Here is a 16,743-nt window from a genome sequence, read left to right on the forward strand (position 1 = left end):
GCGTCAGTCCATGCCGGCTTGCTTGGCGAAGGCATGGGCGCGCTGAACTAGCGGCACGACCCGGGCGCTCATCTTCCGCGCGTGTGCACTCGACGCGGTCCCGTCGATCACCCGCTTCTTGATGCCCTGGATAATGCCGGCGAACTTGAAGAGGTTGAAGGCGAAATACCAGTCCATGTCGGGCACCGGGAATCCGGTCCGCTCGACATAACGTTCCGTCGCCTCTTCGGCCGTCGGGATGCCGAGACTTTCGAGATCGAGACCTAACAGACCCGCGCGGCCATCCGCCGGATTGTGCCAGTTGAGCACGAAATAGGCCCAGTCCGCGACGGGATCGCCCAGCGTCGACAACTCCCAGTCGAGGACGGCGATGACCCGGTTTTCCTCGGTATGGAAGATCATGTTGTCGAGCCGGTAGTCGCCATGGACGATGCCGCTGGCGTGCTGCGCAGGCACTGTCTGCGGCAGCCATTCGATGAGGGCGTCCATCTCGGGAATGGTCTCGGTTTCCGACAAGCGGTACTGCTTGGTCCAGCGCGCGATCTGCCGCGCACAGTAATCGTCCGGCTTCCCGTATTCGCCGAGGCCGATTTCCTGAGGATTTCTCCTGTGCAGATCGGCCATCGTGTCGATCATCGCGTGATAGATTTCACGGCGCTGTTCCGGGGTACTGTCGGGCAGCGCGCCGTTCCACAGATTGCGGCCCTGCATCAGTTCCATGACGAAGAACTTGGATCCGATGACGTCGGGATCCTCGCACAATCCGAAGGTCCGCGGGACGGGGAAACCGGTCGGATGCAACCCCGACATTGCGCGGTATTCCCGGTCGACCGCATGCGCGCTCGGCAACAGCTTGCCGAAGGGCTGGCGTCGCAGGACGTAGCTTCGCCCGGGCGTATCGATCCGGTAGGTCGGGTTCGACTGGCCGCCCTTGAACTTGCTGTAGCGAATCGTCCCTTCGAACCCTTCGACATTCGCGGCGAACCAGGCCGTCAGGCGATCGAGATCGAGCGTGTCGGCTTCGGGCACGTCGACCGTGCCGACCATTTCATTCTCGTAGTCGATCTCGGGCGTGTGCTCATCCGCCATCAGTCGAACACCACGATGCTGCGCGCCGAGTGCCCGTCACGCATCTTGTCGAAGCCCTCGTTGATCTGCTCGAGCGAAATGCGCTCCGCGATTATCGTGTCGAGGTCCAGCAGGCCCCGCATGTAGAAATCGACGAGGCGGGGCAGGTCGACCGGGAAGTGGTTGAAGCCCATGATGGCGCCTTGCAGCTTCTTGCCGCCAAGCAGGTCCAGGGCGCCGAGGCCGACCTTGCAGTCCAGCGGCATCATGCCGAGGATCACCGCGGTCCCGCCGCGACGCAGCAGCTTCACCGCCATGTCGGCACTGGCCTGCCGTCCGACGGCCTCGATGGCGTAATGGACACCGCCACTGGTCAGCGCTGCGATTTCCTTCGCGGTGTCGTCCGCAGTCGGATCGAAGGCGTGGGTGGCCCCCAGCACCTTTGCCAGTTCGCGTTTCTCCGGCAACGGGTCCAGCGCGATGACCTTGCCTGCCCCGGCGATCCGCGCGGCGTTGACCGTGGCAAGGCCAACCCCGCCGCAGCCGACGACCGCGACGTCTTCACCGGGCGTCAGTTCACAAGCGTTGAACACGGCGCCCGCACCCGTCGTCACGGCGCAGCCGAGAACTGCGGCCCTATCAAGCGGCATCTCCTTGTCAATCGCGACGCAGGCATGTTCATGGATCAACATCCGTTCGGCGAAGGCCGACAGGTTCAGCAACTGGTGTACCGGCTCACCGCCGTCGCGGGTCAGCCGGACCGGATCGCCTTTTCCCCGCCGCGTATCGCCGCCAAGGCACAACGCCATCCGGCCGGTCACGCAGAATTCGCAGTGACCACAGAAGGCGCTGAGGCACGTCACGACGTGGTCGCCGGGTTTGACGGTCCTGACCTCGCTGCCGACAGCCCGCACCACGCCCGCGGCCTCGTGGCCCGGGACCAAGGGCAGGGCGTGGGGGTAGGCGCCATCGATGAAGTGCAGGTCCGAATGGCACAGGCCACACGCCTTCACGTCGATCAGCACTTCGTGAGGCATGGGGTCGGCGAGCTGGATTTCTCCGATCGTCAGCCCTTCGCCGGGCTTCTCGAGTATCGCTGCCCGGACCATCAGTTGGCCGCCGCCCCGGCGCTGCCCGCGCTCGCGCTCTGGCCGTCGCTTCCGGCAAGCGCTCGCTTCGTTTCCTCCGGCATCGGCGCGTGCTTGGCGAACTCCATGCGGGCAATGGACCGCGCGTGCACTTCGTCCGGGCCGTCGGCCAGGCGCAGTGTGCGCTGGTGGGCGTAGGCATTGGCGAGCCCGTAGTCGTTGGAAACCCCGCCGCCGCCATGCGCCTGGATGGCATCGTCGATGATTTTCAGGGCCATGTTCGGCGCCTGCACCTTGATCATGGCGATTTCCTGCTTGGCGCTCTTGTTGCCGACCTTGTCCATCATGTCGGCGGCCTTGAGGCAGAGCAGGCGGGTCATCTCGATGTCGATCCGGGCGCGCGCGACGCGCTCCTCCCAGACGGAATGCTTGAAGATCGGCTTGCCGAAGGCTTCGCGCGATTGCAGGCGGCTGCACATCTTGGCCAGCGCTTCTTCCGCCACGCCGATGGTGCGCATGCAGTGATGGATGCGGCCCGGCCCGAGGCGACCCTGTGCGATCTCGAAGCCGCGACCTTCGCCCAGCAGCAGGTTTTCTGCCGGCACCCGCACGTTCTCGAGGCGGATTTCCATGTGGCCGTGCGGCGCGTCGTCGTACCCGAAGACGGGAAGAAAGCGCTCGATCGTCACGCCTTCGGCATCGAGCGGCATGACGATCATCGACTGCTGCTGGTGGCGATTGGCCTCCAGGTCGGTCTTGCCCATGACGATGGCGATCTTGCAGCGCGGGTCCCCGGCACCGCTCGACCACCACTTGCGACCGTTGATGACGTAGTGGTCGCCGTCGCGCTCGATCCGGGTTTCGATGTTCGTCGCGTCGGAGCTCGCCACGTCGGGCTCGGTCATCAGGAAGGCGCTGCGGATCTCGCCTTCCATCAGCGGTTTGAGGAACCGGTCCTTCTGGTCCCGCGTGCCGTATCGGTGGAACACTTCCATGTTGCCGGTGTCGGGGGCGGAGCAGTTGAAGACCTCGCTCGCCCAGCCGATGCGGCCCATCTCCTCCGCGCACAGCGCGTATTCCAGATTGGTGAGGCCCGGACCTTCGAACTCGAACGTGTCGTCGACATGGGCCAGCTGTCCCTGGGGCGGCATGAAGAGGTTCCAGATGCCCTGGCTCTTCGCCTTGGCCTTCATGTCCTCGACGATCTGGATGACCTTCCAGCGGTCCCCCTGGGCGTCCTGCTCAAGGTAGGTCGGCACATTGGGGCGCACATTGCTTTCGATGAAATCGCGCACGCGGTCGCGCCAGTGCTGTTGCCGGTCTGTCAGGTCGAATTGCATCGGCTTTCTCCTAAAAACTCGTTGCTGGATTTCCTAAGGGACGATCGTCCCGCCGTCGATATCGCCGCGTGCCGCGGCATCGAGGGCGGCGGTGCGCCGCTCCTGCAGCGCGACGACCCGCCGTTCGTGTTCTTCCTGGCTGATTGGGAACCGGCCCAGCCAGAAGGCGGCGAACAGGGCCAGCGCGATCGTCGCGATGCCGTAAAGCAGGATCATGTCACTGATCACCTCGAAGGGCACTGCGCCCGGATCCGCTTCGCTCGAAAGCTCGGCGAAGGAGAGGATCTGTCCGGTCAGGAAAATGCCGACGCCGGTCGCGCCCTTCTGGATCAGCCAGTTGCCGGAATAGAAGGCGGCTTCCGCCCGCCGGTGCCGCCGCTCCTCGAAGGCTTCCACGATCTCCGCGATCATGCTGGTTGCCGAAATCATCATCACCACGCCGAACATGTTGGCGAGCAGCAGGAAAGCGAAGAAGGCGATCGTGGACGGCAGCGTGCCCGGCTCCGGCCAGAAGCCGACCAGCAGCAGGCCGTAAGGGGTGAGGCCAATCGCCATGCTGAGGATGGCGGCGATCGTGGCGCTTCGCGGCTTGCCGATGCGCCGGTGCATCGGGCCCACGATGATGAACATCAGGATGACGGAGAAGAACAGCGTGACCGGGTAGGCGACCAGCTCCGCCTGGTCGAGCTGCCACACGAACAGGTTCAGGTAGTTGGAGATCGAGAAGGTCATCCCCTGGCTGACATAGGCCGCCAGCCCGCCCAGCGCGAAGATCAGGAAGGAGCGTTCGGTGAAGGCTTCCGCGATTTCGCCGAACACGTTTTTCACGGAAAAGGGCGGCGGCTTCGCCTGCGGATAATGCGCCACCAGATGATGCTGGCCGAGCGCCGATCCGATGACGGAAACCGCCATCAGGATTCCGCCGAATATGCCGAAAGGCACGTAGCCGTCGGCCTGCAAAAGCCCCTCGGCCCCCGGCATGAAGACCGTGTAGGCGAGGATCATCATCAGCACGCCGCCGAGCCAGCCCGAGAGGAAACGGAAGCGGAAGAGCGTGGTGCGCTCGACATAGTCCTGCGTCAACTCGGGAACGAGGCTGACCGACGGGACCTCGCACGCGGAAAGCAGCAGCCTGACGACGACGGTGATCGCCAGCAGTCCCATCACGCTCGGCGCTTCGCCGCCCGGTGGCGACCACAGCAGGATCCAGGCAAAGGCGAGCGGGATCGGTGCGATGTAGAGCCAGGGCAGGCGCCGGCCCCACCGAGTGTAGGTGCGGTCGGAAAGGTTGCCGATGATGGGATCGAAGATGCCGTCGATGACAAGGGCTGCGAGCAGGATCATGCTGACCGTACCCGGGTCCATGTTCAGCACCTGGCTGTAGAACAGCAGCAGGAAGAAACTGAAGCCGCTGTCCTTGATGCCGAACGCGACCGCCCCGAAGCCGTGGATCAACTTGAGTTTCAGCGGCAGGGGCGAGGGCAGCGCGGTCACTGCACGCTGCAACCCGGTATGCGGGCAAATCGGGCCATTCGCTTCCTCACCATAGACGCGTGCGAGCCTAGGCAAGTTGCCGCATACGTCAATCGAAACGGGCTGACGTTACGGCATCGCTATCGCGCATGAAGAACCTTGCGGCGAAGGCGCGAATCACCTTACCTAGGCGTAAAGCGGATCCACCGGTTTTCGCCAAAAGTACACGATCAGGAGAGGAACAGCCCAATGTCCGACCTCGCTACCTTCAGAGAAGAAACGCGCGAATGGCTCGCGCAGAACTGTCCCGAGGAAATGCGCCAGCCCGTCCGCGACGAAGGCGACGTGTACTGGGGCGGCCGCAACGCCAGCTTCAAGAGCGAGGCGCAGAAGGCGTGGTTCGAGGCGTGCCGCGACAAGGGCTATACCGTCCCGGCCTGGCCCAAGGAATATGGCGGTGCGGGACTGTCTCCCGCGGAAGCCAAGGTCCTGCGCGAGGAAATGGCCGCGATCAACGCGCGTCCGCCCCTTTCCAGCTTCGGCATCTGGATGCTCGGCCCGGCGCTGCTGAAGTTCGGCACGGAAGGCCAGAAGCAGCGCTTCCTGAACGAGATCGCGAATGGCGAAATCCGCTGGTGCCAGGGCTATAGCGAGCCGGGCAGCGGATCGGACCTCGTGAGCATGCAGACCTTCGGCGAGGACAAGGGCGATCATTGGGTCGTCAACGGTCAGAAGATCTGGACCAGCTACGCCGACGAGTGCGACTGGATCTTCTGCCTCGTCCGCACAGACAAGGACAACAAGTACCAGGGCATCACCTTCATGCTGTTCGACATGGCGAACGAAGGGGTCAGCACGAAGCCTATCAAGCTGATCAGCGGCAACAGCCCGTTCTGCGAAACCTTCATGGACGATGTGAAGGTGCCGAAGTCCTATGGCGAGGATTGCCCGGGCTATGTCGGCGAGATCAACCGCGGCTGGGACGTCGCGAAATACCTCCTCGGCCATGAGCGCGAGATGATCTCGGGCGCCGGCGGCGGCGATCGCACGGCCGCCATCGGGGCCGCCATGAAGCGCAGCGCGGGCGAGATCGACCCCGTCCTGCGGGCAGAGCTCGCCATGTTCGACGTCGATGCGCTGGCCTATGCCTGCATGGGCGAGAAGTTCCTGGACGAGGTCAAGGTCGGCAAGGGCCATCCCGCCCAGCCGAACATGATCAAATATGCCGGCACCGAACTGAACAAGCGCCGCCACGAACTGATGATGAGCGTCGGCGGCAGCCGTAGTCTCGAATGGGAAAGCGAGGACACGGACGGCGGCAAGCCGAGCCGCAACTGGCTGCGCACCAAGGCCAACAGCATCGAGGGCGGAACCAGCGAAGTCATGCTGAACGTCATTTCCAAGCGTATTCTCGACCTGCCGGGAGCCTGATCATGGCGACGGTCGCGACCAATGCGGCGTTGACGGCGGCCGTGGCCAGCAGTCCCTATACGCTGGTTGGCGCGGCCATGGTCGGCAGGGAGATCGAGAATATCGAGGATTCGCAGCTCATGGGTCTGCTCGTCACCGGCGAGGAACCCATTTTCGCGGCGGGTGGCGAAGACGGCGCGGTACTCTTCACCTCGACCCGCGTGATCGTGGCGGAACAGTCGGGAATTATCAGCAAGCGACTGGCGGTGAAGGCATTTCGCCGCAACGCCATCGTCTCGTACGCGATCGATCCCGACAAGCTCACCAATTTGACGCTGTTCGGCGCCTTCGGACAGGTCAACCTGTATTTCGAAACCGGCTTCGATCCCATGCTGCTCTCGCAGTGGCTGGGCGAGACGCTCGGATCAAACTGACAAGGTAAAGCAACATGCCTCTCTACCACGACGACGACCAGACCATGCTCGCCGATACCGCCAGCCAGTTCATGGCGGACGAGGGCGCGATCGCGAAGCAGCTTCGCCACTGGCGCGACCGCGACTGCAAGGACGGCTTCGGCCATGACCTGTGGAAGCAGTTCGCCGAAATGGGATTCACCGGGATGCTGCTCGACGAAGACGATGGCGGCCTCGGCATGGGCCATGTCGAGGCGGGCATCGTGCTCGAGGAAATCGGGCGCAACCTCACCCCGTCACCCTTCCTCACCTCCTCCGTGCTGGCGGCCACCGCGCTCAAGCATGGCGGGGACGATCTGCGCGGACGCTATCTGCCCGGCCTGGTGTCCGGCGACAGCGTGTTCGCCGTGGCGATCGACGAAGGCCCCAAGCACCGTCCGGAGAAGATCGAGACCAGGGCCGAGAAGTCCGGCAATGGGTTCAAGCTGACCGGTCGCAAGGACTTCGTGATCCACGGCGCCAGCGCGGACATGATCGTGGTGGCTGCCCGCACATCCGGCAGCGACGATGACAAGGACGGCATCACGCTGTTCGCCGTGCCCAAGGATGCCGCGAACATGCAGCACGACGCGGTCCGGCTGGTCGACAGTTCGATGGCGACCCACACGCGCTTCGACGGCGTCGAACTGGACGGCGATGCCGTGATCGGTGAAGTCGATGGCGGTCGCGACATCCTGAACCGCATGCTGATGGCCGGCCGTGCCGGGAGCGCGGCGGAAGGCGTCGGCGTCGCGCGCGGTGCGATGGACATGACAGTGGACTACCTGAAGCAACGCAAGCAATTCGGCCGCCTGATCGGCGAATTCCAAGCGCTCCAGCACCGTGCCAGCCATCTGTACTCCGAAGTGGAGATCGCCAGGGCGGCGACCATCAAGGCGCAGCAGCTGCTGGACGCGGATAGTGGCGCTGCCGACCTGATGACGTCGGTCGCCAAGGCGAAGGTCGCCAAGGCGGCCGGTCTCGCGGTCCGGGAAGGCGTGCAGATGCACGGCGGCATCGGCATGACCGACGAATACGACATCGGCCTCTACATGAAGCGCGACCGCGCGCTGCAGGAGTTCTTGGGCGACGTCTATTACCACGCCAACCGCGTTGCCGAACTCTCCGGCTACTGAGGAGACGGGACATGATGAAACTGACCGACCTCTTCGGGCTGGAAGGCCGCATCGCGCTCGTCACCGGCGGGTCGCGCGGCATCGGCAAGATGATCGTGGAAGGCCTGCTCGAAGCGGGCTGCGCACGGGTTTATATCGTCGCGCGCAAGAAGGAGCAGGTGGACGAGACGTCTGCCGAACTGGGCGACAAGGTCATCGGCCTCGTCGGCGACCTCAGCCAGATGGACGGCATCCAGCAACTGGCCGACGAACTGGCGTCGCGCGAGGACAAGCTGGACCTGCTCGTCAACAATGCGGGTGCCGCTTGGGGCGAACCGTTCGAGAAATTTTCCGAAGCCGGATGGCACCGGACGATGGACCTCAACCTCAAGACCCCGTTCTTCCTGACGCAGAAGCTGCACGGCCTGCTGAAGGCGGCGGCGACCGCCGATCGCCCGGCCAAGGTGCTGATGATCGCCAGCATAGACGGGATGAAGACGAACCCGTGGGAAACCTATCCCTACCAGGCGTCCAAGGCCGGCCTGATCCATCTGACGCGTCGCATGGCCGCGCGGCTGGTGCGCGACAATATCGTGGTCAACGGCATCGGTCCGGGCGCCTTCCCGAGCGCCATGAACCGCGCCGCGCGCGATAACGAGGACATGGTCAAGCGCGGCATTCCCAGCCGCCGCGTCGGCGTGACCGAAGACATGGCGGCCGGCGCCATCTACCTGCTCAGCCGGGCGGGCGACTACGTGGTCGGTACCACCATCCCGATCGACGGCGGCGTGGTGAACGCCAATATCGGCGCCGGCAATTTCGTCGATCCGTCGGGCGACTGACGATCCACCGGGCGCGTCGCCGCGCCCGGTGATCCGTCGCTTGTTCCGCCATTACAGGGCGCGCAGCGCCTGCGCCGGCTTGGCCCGCAGCAGGGGCAGCGACCCGAGGACCGCGAAGCCGACTACCAGTGCAAGGCCTGCGCCCAGAACGGCCAGCACCGTACCCCAGTCCGGCAGCCAGTCGAATTCGAACAGCTGAGTCACGACCAACCATGCGAGCGCGCTGCCGATCGCGAGTGCGACGATCGCCAGGATTGCCGCCAGCAGCAGGTATTCGAGGAACTGCATCCACAGGATCTGGCCGCGGCTGGCCCCCAGAACCCGCAGCACGACCGTGTCGTAGGTCCGCGCCGCGCGGGCGGCGGCGATGGCACCGAGCAGCACCGCCAGCCCGGCCAGCACCGCCACCGAAGCGGCGGCCAGCGTCGCCAGTCCCACTTGGCCGAGCACGTCGCGCGCCTGCGTCAGCAGCTGGCCGACTTCGATCGCCGAACTGGAAGGGAAGCGCTGGACCAGGCCGCGCAGCAGTGGGCCGGTATCGCTGTCGTCCGACAATTCGATGGTGGCGGCAAGGTTGTGCGGCGCATCCTCTAGCGCGTTCGGACTGAAGACAAGGACGTAGTTGAAGCCCAGGCTTTCCCAGTCGATGCGCCGCAGGTTCGCGACGCGCGCCGTCCGCTCGACGCCCAGCAGGGCGATGGTCAGGCTGTCGCCGACTTGAAGGTCGATGGCCTGCGCGAATTCGGCATCTACGCTGACCAGCGGCTCCCCGTTATGATCGGCTTCCCACCAGGACCCTTCGACGAGCGAGTTTCCGGGGGGAAGCGCTTCCGAATAGGTAAGGCCCCGTTCGCCGTTAAGCGCCCAGGCCCCGTCGGGTATCTCGTCCAGTTCCGCGACCCTGGTCATCGCTTCCTCCGGTCCGAAGGCGGTCACCACACCGCGCAGGGCAGGGACCGTCCGGATCGTCGCATCGGGATCCTGCGTCAGCACGAGCTCACGGAAATCGTCTGCGTTGTCGCGCGGAATGTCGAGAACGAAATAGTCGGGCGCTTCCGCCGGGACGCGGTTCTGGATGTTCCCGTCGATAGACGTCTGGATGGCGGCCAGCAGGACGAAGGCGGACAGGCCGAAACCGAGCGCGGTCACCAGCCCGCTCGTCGCGGCGCCCGGCCGGTGCAGGTTGGCGAGAGCATTGCGCAGCAGCGGATCGGATGGTCGCGAGACCCGGCGGGCCGCATGACGAATAGCAAGGCCCAGTCCTGCCAGCAGCAACAGCATCACGCCCGCGCCGGCCAGGAAGCCACCGGAAAGAAGCGGCGTATTCGAGGTTAGCAGCGCCAGCGCGACGATTGCCGCCAGGCCGCCGCCGACCCAGACCCAAGCCCCCCGGTCCCGCGCGAGCGGGGCCACGCGCGCCCGCATAAGGGCCATGGCCGGAAACTGCCGTGCCCGCAGGATCGGCGTCGCGGCGAAGACCAGTGCCACCAGCAGGCCATAGGCGGCGGCGAGAAGAAGTGCGCCCGGCGCCAGAACGAAGCCGCTCTGCACCGGGAGCAGGCCTTCCAGCGCGATGGAAAGGAGCGGTGTGACTGCCAGCCCCGCGACCACGCCAGCCACGCTCCCCGTCAGGGCGGCGGCAACGACCTGCAGGCCGTAGATCCGCGCGATATCGCCGCTCGTGGCGCCAAGGACCTTGAGTGTGGCGATGCTGGACCGGCGCGCTTCGAGATAGGAGGACACCCCGCCGCCGATACCGATGCCGGCGATCACCAGCGCGGCGAGGCCGACCAGCGTCAGGAATTCGCCCATGCGGCCGACGAAGCGATCCGCACCCGGACTGGCACGGTCACGGTTCCGGAAATCGAAACCCGACAAAGGAAATGCGTCCATCAGCGCATCTTCGACCTCGGCCGGATCGCGCGCCGCATCGAAGGCGATCCGGGTCTTGCTCTGGTACATGGAGCCGGGCTGGAGAAGACCTGACGTCGCGGGCACGCTCTCGTCGACGATGATCGTCGGACCCAGCTGGAAACCTTCGCTGAGGCGATCCGGTTCGCCGCCGATTACACCGCCGGCAGTCAGTTCGGCCGTGCCGACACGGAAGGTCTCGCCCACCTCGATGCCCAGCCGATCCATGGCCCCCTGGTCCAGCCAGGCCTCGCCCGACGCAGGGGCGCCGACCTCCCGGCCGTCTTCCAGCGTCAGGACGCCGTAGAGCGGATAGGCCGCATCGACCGCCTTCAGTCCGACGGGCGCGGTATTCTCGCCATTGCGAGCCACGACCTGCAGACGCGTGCCGGTCGATATCTCCCCGTAGCGCGCAAACGCTTCGAATTCGTCCTCGCTCGGCGATCGCTGCCAGATTTCGACTTCCAGGTCTCCGCCAAGCAGTTCCTGCCCGCGATTTTCGAGCTCGTTGTCGATGGCTGACGTCAGCGTCCCGATCGCCGTGAGCGCGCCCGTCCCGAGGAACAGGCAGACGAGCAGCAGGCGCAGGCCCTTGAAGCGAAGGCTCAGTTCGCGACGCGCCAGCTTCCATGCGAGCGCCCAGGATATCCGGCCCGTATCGGTCATGCGGCGGTGTCGCTCGCGATCCGGCCGTCCGCCAGGGTCACGATCCGGTCGCAGCGTTCGGCGAGGGCGGGATCGTGCGTGATGATGATCAGCGTCGCGCCGGTCTGGCTGCGACGGTCGAAAAGAACCTCGATGATCTCGCTCCCGGTCTTTTCGTCGAGATTGCCAGTAGGCTCATCCGCGAAGATCAGTTCGGGCCTCGGCGCGATGGCGCGGGCGATCGCGACGCGCTGCTGTTCGCCGCCGGAAAGCTGGGTGGGGTAGTGATCGATACGATGGCCGAGCCCGACCGCGGTCAGTTCCGCCTCGGAGCGGTCCCGCGTGTCCGTATGGCCAGCCAGTTCCATCGGCGTGGCGACGTTTTCCAGCGCAGTCATCGTAGGCAGGAGGTGAAACGCCTGCAGGACGATGCCGATGCGCCCACGACGCGCCCGGGCGAGCCCGTCCTCGTCCATGCCGGCGAAGTCGGCGCCGGCCACGGACAGCGACCCGGAACTGGCGCGTTCCAGCCCCGAGAGGACCGCCATGAGCGAACTCTTGCCAGAACCGGAGGGGCCCAGCAGCGCGAGCACGTCGCCCGCGGCGACATCGAGATCGATACCTTTCAGGATTTCCACCGGGCGTTTGTCGTCACCGAGTGTCAATGTCAGGTTGCGGGCGGAAATGGCGGCGCCGGCGGGGGCGCTATCTGGGCTAGTGGTCACGAAAGACAGGTGGCATAGAGAAACCCATGGAACAAGAAATCTTGCCGAACGCACGGTGTCGTTCGCAGAAATCCGTCATTCTTTCGCTGGTGCTGGGGTCCGGACTGGTGTTGAGCGCCTGCGATAGCGAAGCGCCGGCACCTGCTCCGACGCAGGCGGCCTCGGCCTCCGAAGCGCCGGCTTCGACACAGCCGGTCTCGGGAGAGCGGCGTACCATCCTCGCTTTCGGGGACAGCCTGTTCGCGGGGTACAATGTTCCCAAGGCTGACAGCTATCCGGCCGATCTCGAAACCGCACTGCGGGCGCAGGGGATCGATGCGCGCGTGGTGAATGCAGGCGTTTCGGGCGATACGAGTGCGGCGGGGCGGCAGCGGTTCGAGTTCACGCTCGGCTCGCTGGAGGAAACGCCGGACCTGCTGATCCTCGAACTGGGCGGCAACGACCTCCTGCGCAGTATCGATCCGGCCGAAACGCGCGCCAACCTCGCCGCGATCATCGAAATGGCACAGAACGAAGGCATCGATGTGCTGCTCCTGGGGATGCAGGCACCACCCAATGTCGGCCCCGAATTCCAGTCCGAATTCGGCGCAGTCTATCGATCGCTTGCAGAAGAGTACGGCGTGGCTCTGGTACCCAACTGGATCGCGGAAGTCGCAGCGCGTCCGGAGCTTATCCAGGACGATCGCGTGCATCCCACGGTCGAAGGTATCGACCTGCTCGTACAAGGCACTCTGGACGAAGTGATCGCGGCGCTGCCGCAGCGCGAAGACCCCTGACGCGCCGGTGCGCTAGCTCATCAGCTCGCGCACGAACGGAATGAGGCCGGTCTGCCGTGTGCGCTTCATGCGCTCCGCGTGCAGGATTTCCCGCACCTTGACGAAGCATTCGTCTACGTCGTCGTTGATGACCACGTAGTCGTATTCGGCCCAGTGGCTGATTTCCCCGCGAGCGCGGTCCATGCGCCGGTCGATGACGTCCTCGCTGTCCTGCGCCCGGCTTTCGAGCCGCCGTCTGAGCTCGGCCAGCGTCGGCGGGAGGATGAAGACGCTGACGACGTCCTGCTGGTCCTTCTGGTAGAGCTGCTGGGTTCCCTGCCAGTCGATGTCGAACAGGAAATCGCGCCCGTCCTTCAGCCCCTGCCGGATGTACCCCTTGGGTGTGCCGTAGCGATAGCCGAAGACCTCGGCCCATTCGTAGAAATCGTCTTCCTCGACCATCGCGCCGAATTTCTCTTCGCTGACGAAGTGGTAGTCGATCCCGTTGATCTCTCCGGGGCGCCGCGGACGGGTGGTCGCGCTGACCGACAGGTTGATGTCGTCGTCCGCGGTGAGCAGCATGCGAGAAATCGTCGTCTTGCCGGCCCCCGACGGGGAAGAGAGGATGAAGAGCAGCCCTCGGCGGTGCAGCGTGTCGGTTTCGATGGCGGACATGCCGACCCATGGCCGCAACGCAGCCGCTAAATCAACCCCGCAGGCGCCCTTGGCGCCGGATCAGTCATCCGTCGCCTGGTCGATCATCGCCTTGTCTCCGGACAGGCGGGCCCGGCGGCGCCGGCTGAGATCGAACAAGGTCTTGGCAGCGATACCGCCGCCGACGACCAGTGCGCCCGGAACGGAGCGGGTCGCGACCTTGGCAAGGGCAAAGGACGCCAGGTTCTGCCCAGTGGTCTTGTTGTTGACGATGTCGCGCGCGACCTGCTTGCCGTACCGGCCCCGCAGCATGCCTTTTTCGACCGAACTGCGCACGATGTAGGACACGGCCCGCATCCCGATATCGGCCATGATGAGATTCGTGACCGGGTTCGGGCTGGGCCCGGCAACCTTCCGGTCGTCGCCCGGCATCGCTTCCCTTGTCTGCTCGACAAGGTCGGCCCCTGCTTCATCACCGATAGTGCTCATGCGTTCTCGCCCCTTCGGGCGGTCTCCGCCCTATTTCTTGCGCCCGAAATCGACCGTGACGACGTTCGAGCCTTCTTCGCGTTCAACGGCCGTTTCGCCGCCCTGTTCCGCATTGCCGGGATGATCGTTCTCCGCATCCTCGTGCGCTTCGGGCGCCATGTCGGCCACGCTGGCCTGGAACTGGAGCCCGAAGTCGACGGCCGGATCGACGAAGGCGGTGATCGCGGCGAAGGGTATCTCCAGGTGAGTCGGCACCTGGTTGAAGCTGAGCCCGACCGAGAACCCGTGTTCCGTGACGTCGAGATCCCAGAACTTGTTCTGCAGGACGATGGTCATCTCGTCCGGGAACCGCTCGCGCAGGTTCGCGGGGATGGAGACGCCCTTGGCCCCCGTCTTGAAGGTGATGTAGAAATGATGCTCGCCCGGCAGCACGCCGCCCTGGGCCTGGATTTCGCCGAGCACACGTCCGGCCACGGCGCGGAGCGCTTCCTGCACGATTTCGTCGTACGGTATCAGGCTGTCGGGCGTATCGTCTGCCATAGGTCCGGATTCGATACTTGTCGTATCCGCAGGGTCAAGCGGGAATGCTTGCGCGACCGTGCACAGCGCCTATAGCGCGCGCCATGCGAACAGGCCGGATAGAGCGCAACACGGCGGAAACGAAGATCCTGGTCGAGGTCGATCTCGACGGCAGCGGCACGTACGATGTCGCGACCGGTATCGGTTTCCTCGATCACATGGTCGAACAGTTCGCCAAGCATTCGTTGATCGATGTCGTGCTGAAGGTCGAAGGCGACCTGCATGTGGACCAGCATCACACCACCGAGGATAGCGCGCTCGCCCTGGGACAGGCGCTGTCGCAGGCGCTGGGCGACAAGGCCGGGATCGCCCGGTACGGCCACGCCTATTCTCCGATGGACGAGACGCTCGCCCGCGTCGCGCTCGACATTTCCGGGCGGCCTTATCTCGTCTGGAAGGCTGGTTTCAGCCAGGAAAAGCTGGGTGAATGGGACACCGAACTGATCGAACACTGGTTCCATTCGGTGGCCCAGACGGCAGGCATCACGCTCCATTGCGAACTGCTTTACGGCCAGAACAACCACCACATCTGCGAAGCGCTCTACAAGGGGTTTGCCCGGGCGATGCGGGCCGCGGTGGAAGTCGATCCGCGCAAGGGCGGGGCGATCCCCAGCACCAAGGGGCAGCTGGGTGGCTGACAGCGTCGATGTCGCGCTGATCGATTACGGTGCGGGCAATCTGAGATCGGTCGACAACGCGCTGCGGGCCGTGGGTGCGGACGTGTGCGTCACGGCGGATGCGGAAGCGGTCCTGCGCGCGGGGCGCATCGTCCTTCCGGGCGTCGGCTCGTTCGGAGCGTGTGCGCAAGGCCTGCGCGCGATCCCCGGCATGGTCGAGGCGCTCGAACAGCGCGTCCGGCGCGACGGTGCCCCCTTCCTCGGTATCTGCGTCGGCATGCAATTGCTCGCGACCCAGGGGCTCGAATTCGGAGCCGTGGCCGGCCTCGACTGGATTGCGGGTGCGGTCGTGAAGGTCGAGCCGGGCGATGACGCGGTAAAGGTGCCCCACATGGGCTGGAACGACGTGATGTTGCCGCAACACCGGCGTGTCCATCCGGTCATCGAAAGCGGCGAGGCCTATTTCCTGCATTCCTACCATTTCGTGCCGACCGACGGCACGCATATCGCGGCGCTGACCGAGCACGGCGGACCGCTGGTGGCGGCCGTGGCCCACGAGAATATCCTCGGTCTCCAGTTCCATCCGGAAAAGAGCCAGCGCTACGGCCTTTCCATACTCGAACGCTTTCTGGAGTGGGCACCATGATCGTATTTCCCGCCATCGACCTGAAGGGCGGCGAAGTGGTCCGCCTTGCCGAAGGCGATATGGACCGCGCGACCGTCTATGGCGACGATCCCGCGGCGCAGGCCCTACTCTTCGCGGACGCGGGGGCGGAACATGTGCACGTGGTCGACCTCGACGGTGCATTCGCGGGCGAAAGCCGCAACCGCGAAGCCGTGGAAGCGATCGTCGCGCAATTCCCGGGGCACGTTCAGCTTGGCGGCGGCATCCGCACGCGCGAAGCGGTCGAGGGCTGGTTCGAACTCGGCGTGTCGCGCATCGTGATCGGCACCGCCGCGCTCAAGGATCCGGAATTCGTGAAGGACATGGCGCGCGAATACGAAGGCGGGATCGTCGTCGCGGTCGATGCGAAAGACGGCATGGTCGCAACGGGCGGCTGGGCGGAGGTATCGGACGTGCCCGTGGCCGACATGGCCCGCCGGTTCGAGGATGCGGGCGTCGCCAGCCTCTTGTTCACGGACATCGGCCGCGACGGGCTGCTGAAAGGCTGCAATATCGACGCGACCGTCGAACTGGCGCGCCGCACCGACCTGCCCGTGATCGCCAGCGGCGGCGTGAAGGGGCTGGACGACATCCATATCCTCTCGATGCACGCCCACGAGGGCATCGAGGGCGTGATCACCGGCCGCGCGCTTTATGATGGCCGCTTGGACCTCGCCGCGGCGATCGCGATGGGTGCGAGATAGTCAGATGTTTCCAGACGGCCTCTATCCACTTCTGGGTATACTGATAGCAGCGACGACCGTTTTCGAAACGACACGCGATATTCGATCCGGTCGCGCAGCTTTCATCGGAGGAGAGTTTGACCGGGGGCTGCAGCCGAGGAAATTTTGGAGCCTTGTGAGCTTCGAAATAATTTTGGCCATTGCGATATTAACTTCCGCCACAGCTCTGCTCG

The 16,743-nt window shown here is 65.0% G+C and carries 17 protein-coding genes; 8 read left to right on the forward strand and 9 right to left on the reverse strand.

Annotation, left to right across the window (positions count from 1 at the left end; all coding sequences use genetic code 11):
* Positions 1–3: 3 nt before the first annotated feature.
* Genes AB1K63_RS00150 through AB1K63_RS00165 form a run of 4 tightly spaced genes read right to left on the reverse strand, consistent with a single transcriptional unit; the run spans position 4 to position 4,990 of the window.
* The gene (locus tag AB1K63_RS00150) at positions 4–1,089 is read right to left on the reverse strand and encodes a phosphotransferase family protein (protein WP_366957854.1); all 1,086 of its coding nucleotides are present in this window, start codon (positions 1,087–1,089) and stop codon (positions 4–6) included.
* A complete protein-coding gene (locus AB1K63_RS00155) occupies positions 1,089–2,177 on the reverse strand; it encodes a Zn-dependent alcohol dehydrogenase (RefSeq protein WP_366957855.1) in 1,089 nt (362 codons plus the stop codon). The genes AB1K63_RS00150 and AB1K63_RS00155 overlap by 1 nt, the downstream gene beginning before the upstream one ends.
* A complete protein-coding gene (locus AB1K63_RS00160; RefSeq protein WP_366957856.1) occupies positions 2,177–3,496 on the reverse strand; it encodes an acyl-CoA dehydrogenase family protein in 1,320 nt (439 codons plus the stop codon). The genes AB1K63_RS00155 and AB1K63_RS00160 overlap by 1 nt, the downstream gene beginning before the upstream one ends.
* A 33-nt stretch (positions 3,497–3,529) precedes the next feature.
* A complete protein-coding gene (locus AB1K63_RS00165; RefSeq protein WP_366957858.1) occupies positions 3,530–4,990 on the reverse strand; it encodes an MFS transporter in 1,461 nt (486 codons plus the stop codon).
* A gap of 228 nt (positions 4,991–5,218) precedes the next feature.
* On the opposite strand from AB1K63_RS00165, the gene AB1K63_RS00170 reads away from it, so the two are divergent.
* From AB1K63_RS00170 to AB1K63_RS00185, 4 genes are read left to right on the forward strand one after another with little or no spacing between them, the layout of a single operon-like run.
* Positions 5,219–6,400, forward strand: coding sequence for an acyl-CoA dehydrogenase family protein (locus tag AB1K63_RS00170; RefSeq protein ID WP_366957859.1), 1,182 nt, complete (start codon positions 5,219–5,221; stop codon positions 6,398–6,400).
* A gap of 2 nt (positions 6,401–6,402) precedes the next feature.
* Positions 6,403–6,813, forward strand: a complete 411-nt coding sequence (locus AB1K63_RS00175) for a hypothetical protein (protein WP_366957860.1) — start codon at positions 6,403–6,405, stop codon at positions 6,811–6,813.
* Between the two features lie 14 nt (positions 6,814–6,827).
* Entirely contained in the window at positions 6,828–7,967 is a 1,140-nt protein-coding gene (locus AB1K63_RS00180; RefSeq protein ID WP_366957861.1) for an acyl-CoA dehydrogenase family protein, read from the forward strand.
* A gap of 14 nt (positions 7,968–7,981) precedes the next feature.
* Positions 7,982–8,788: an SDR family NAD(P)-dependent oxidoreductase gene (locus AB1K63_RS00185; RefSeq protein WP_366960614.1), complete on the forward strand. Its 807-nt coding sequence runs from the start codon at positions 7,982–7,984 to the stop codon at positions 8,786–8,788.
* Between the two features lie 51 nt (positions 8,789–8,839).
* Here AB1K63_RS00185 and AB1K63_RS00190 read toward each other — a convergent pair whose 3' ends face one another.
* Positions 8,840–11,365: an FtsX-like permease family protein gene (locus AB1K63_RS00190; protein WP_366957862.1), complete on the reverse strand. Its 2,526-nt coding sequence runs from the start codon at positions 11,363–11,365 to the stop codon at positions 8,840–8,842.
* Positions 11,362–12,069: an ABC transporter ATP-binding protein gene (locus AB1K63_RS00195; protein ID WP_366957864.1), complete on the reverse strand. Its 708-nt coding sequence runs from the start codon at positions 12,067–12,069 to the stop codon at positions 11,362–11,364. The genes AB1K63_RS00190 and AB1K63_RS00195 overlap by 4 nt, the downstream gene beginning before the upstream one ends.
* 26 nt (positions 12,070–12,095) lie before the next feature.
* Here AB1K63_RS00195 and AB1K63_RS00200 point away from each other — a divergent pair, with 26 nt between their 5' ends.
* Positions 12,096–12,845 (forward strand): arylesterase, encoded by a 750-nt coding sequence (locus tag AB1K63_RS00200; protein WP_366957865.1) that lies wholly within the window; start codon positions 12,096–12,098, stop codon positions 12,843–12,845.
* A 12-nt stretch (positions 12,846–12,857) separates the two neighbouring features.
* On the opposite strand, the gene gmk is transcribed toward AB1K63_RS00200, so the two are convergent.
* Genes gmk through AB1K63_RS00215 form a run of 3 tightly spaced genes read right to left on the reverse strand, consistent with a single transcriptional unit; the run spans position 12,858 to position 14,507 of the window.
* The gene (gene gmk / locus AB1K63_RS00205) at positions 12,858–13,499 is read right to left on the reverse strand and encodes a guanylate kinase (protein WP_366957866.1); all 642 of its coding nucleotides are present in this window, start codon (positions 13,497–13,499) and stop codon (positions 12,858–12,860) included.
* Positions 13,500–13,559: 60 nt separating this feature from the next.
* The gene (locus AB1K63_RS00210; protein WP_366957867.1) at positions 13,560–13,967 is read right to left on the reverse strand and encodes a hypothetical protein; all 408 of its coding nucleotides are present in this window, start codon (positions 13,965–13,967) and stop codon (positions 13,560–13,562) included.
* A 30-nt stretch (positions 13,968–13,997) separates the two neighbouring features.
* Entirely contained in the window at positions 13,998–14,507 is a 510-nt protein-coding gene (locus tag AB1K63_RS00215; protein WP_366957868.1) for a ClpXP protease specificity-enhancing factor SspB, read from the reverse strand.
* A gap of 83 nt (positions 14,508–14,590) precedes the next feature.
* Here AB1K63_RS00215 and hisB point away from each other — a divergent pair, with 83 nt between their 5' ends.
* The 3 genes from hisB to hisA are packed head-to-tail and all read left to right on the forward strand — an operon-like array spanning position 14,591 to position 16,531.
* Complete coding sequence (gene hisB, locus AB1K63_RS00220; protein ID WP_366957869.1) at positions 14,591–15,184, forward strand: imidazoleglycerol-phosphate dehydratase HisB; 594 nt, start codon at positions 14,591–14,593, stop codon at positions 15,182–15,184.
* Positions 15,177–15,809, forward strand: a complete 633-nt coding sequence (gene hisH, locus AB1K63_RS00225) for an imidazole glycerol phosphate synthase subunit HisH (protein ID WP_366957870.1) — start codon at positions 15,177–15,179, stop codon at positions 15,807–15,809. The genes hisB and hisH overlap by 8 nt, the downstream gene beginning before the upstream one ends.
* Entirely contained in the window at positions 15,806–16,531 is a 726-nt protein-coding gene (hisA, locus tag AB1K63_RS00230) for a 1-(5-phosphoribosyl)-5-[(5-phosphoribosylamino)methylideneamino]imidazole-4-carboxamide isomerase (RefSeq protein ID WP_366957871.1), read from the forward strand. The genes hisH and hisA overlap by 4 nt, the downstream gene beginning before the upstream one ends.
* Positions 16,532–16,743 lie beyond the last annotated feature (212 nt).

This window comes from Qipengyuania sp. JC766, assembly GCF_040717445.1.
GTDB lineage: Bacteria > Pseudomonadota > Alphaproteobacteria > Sphingomonadales > Sphingomonadaceae > JC766.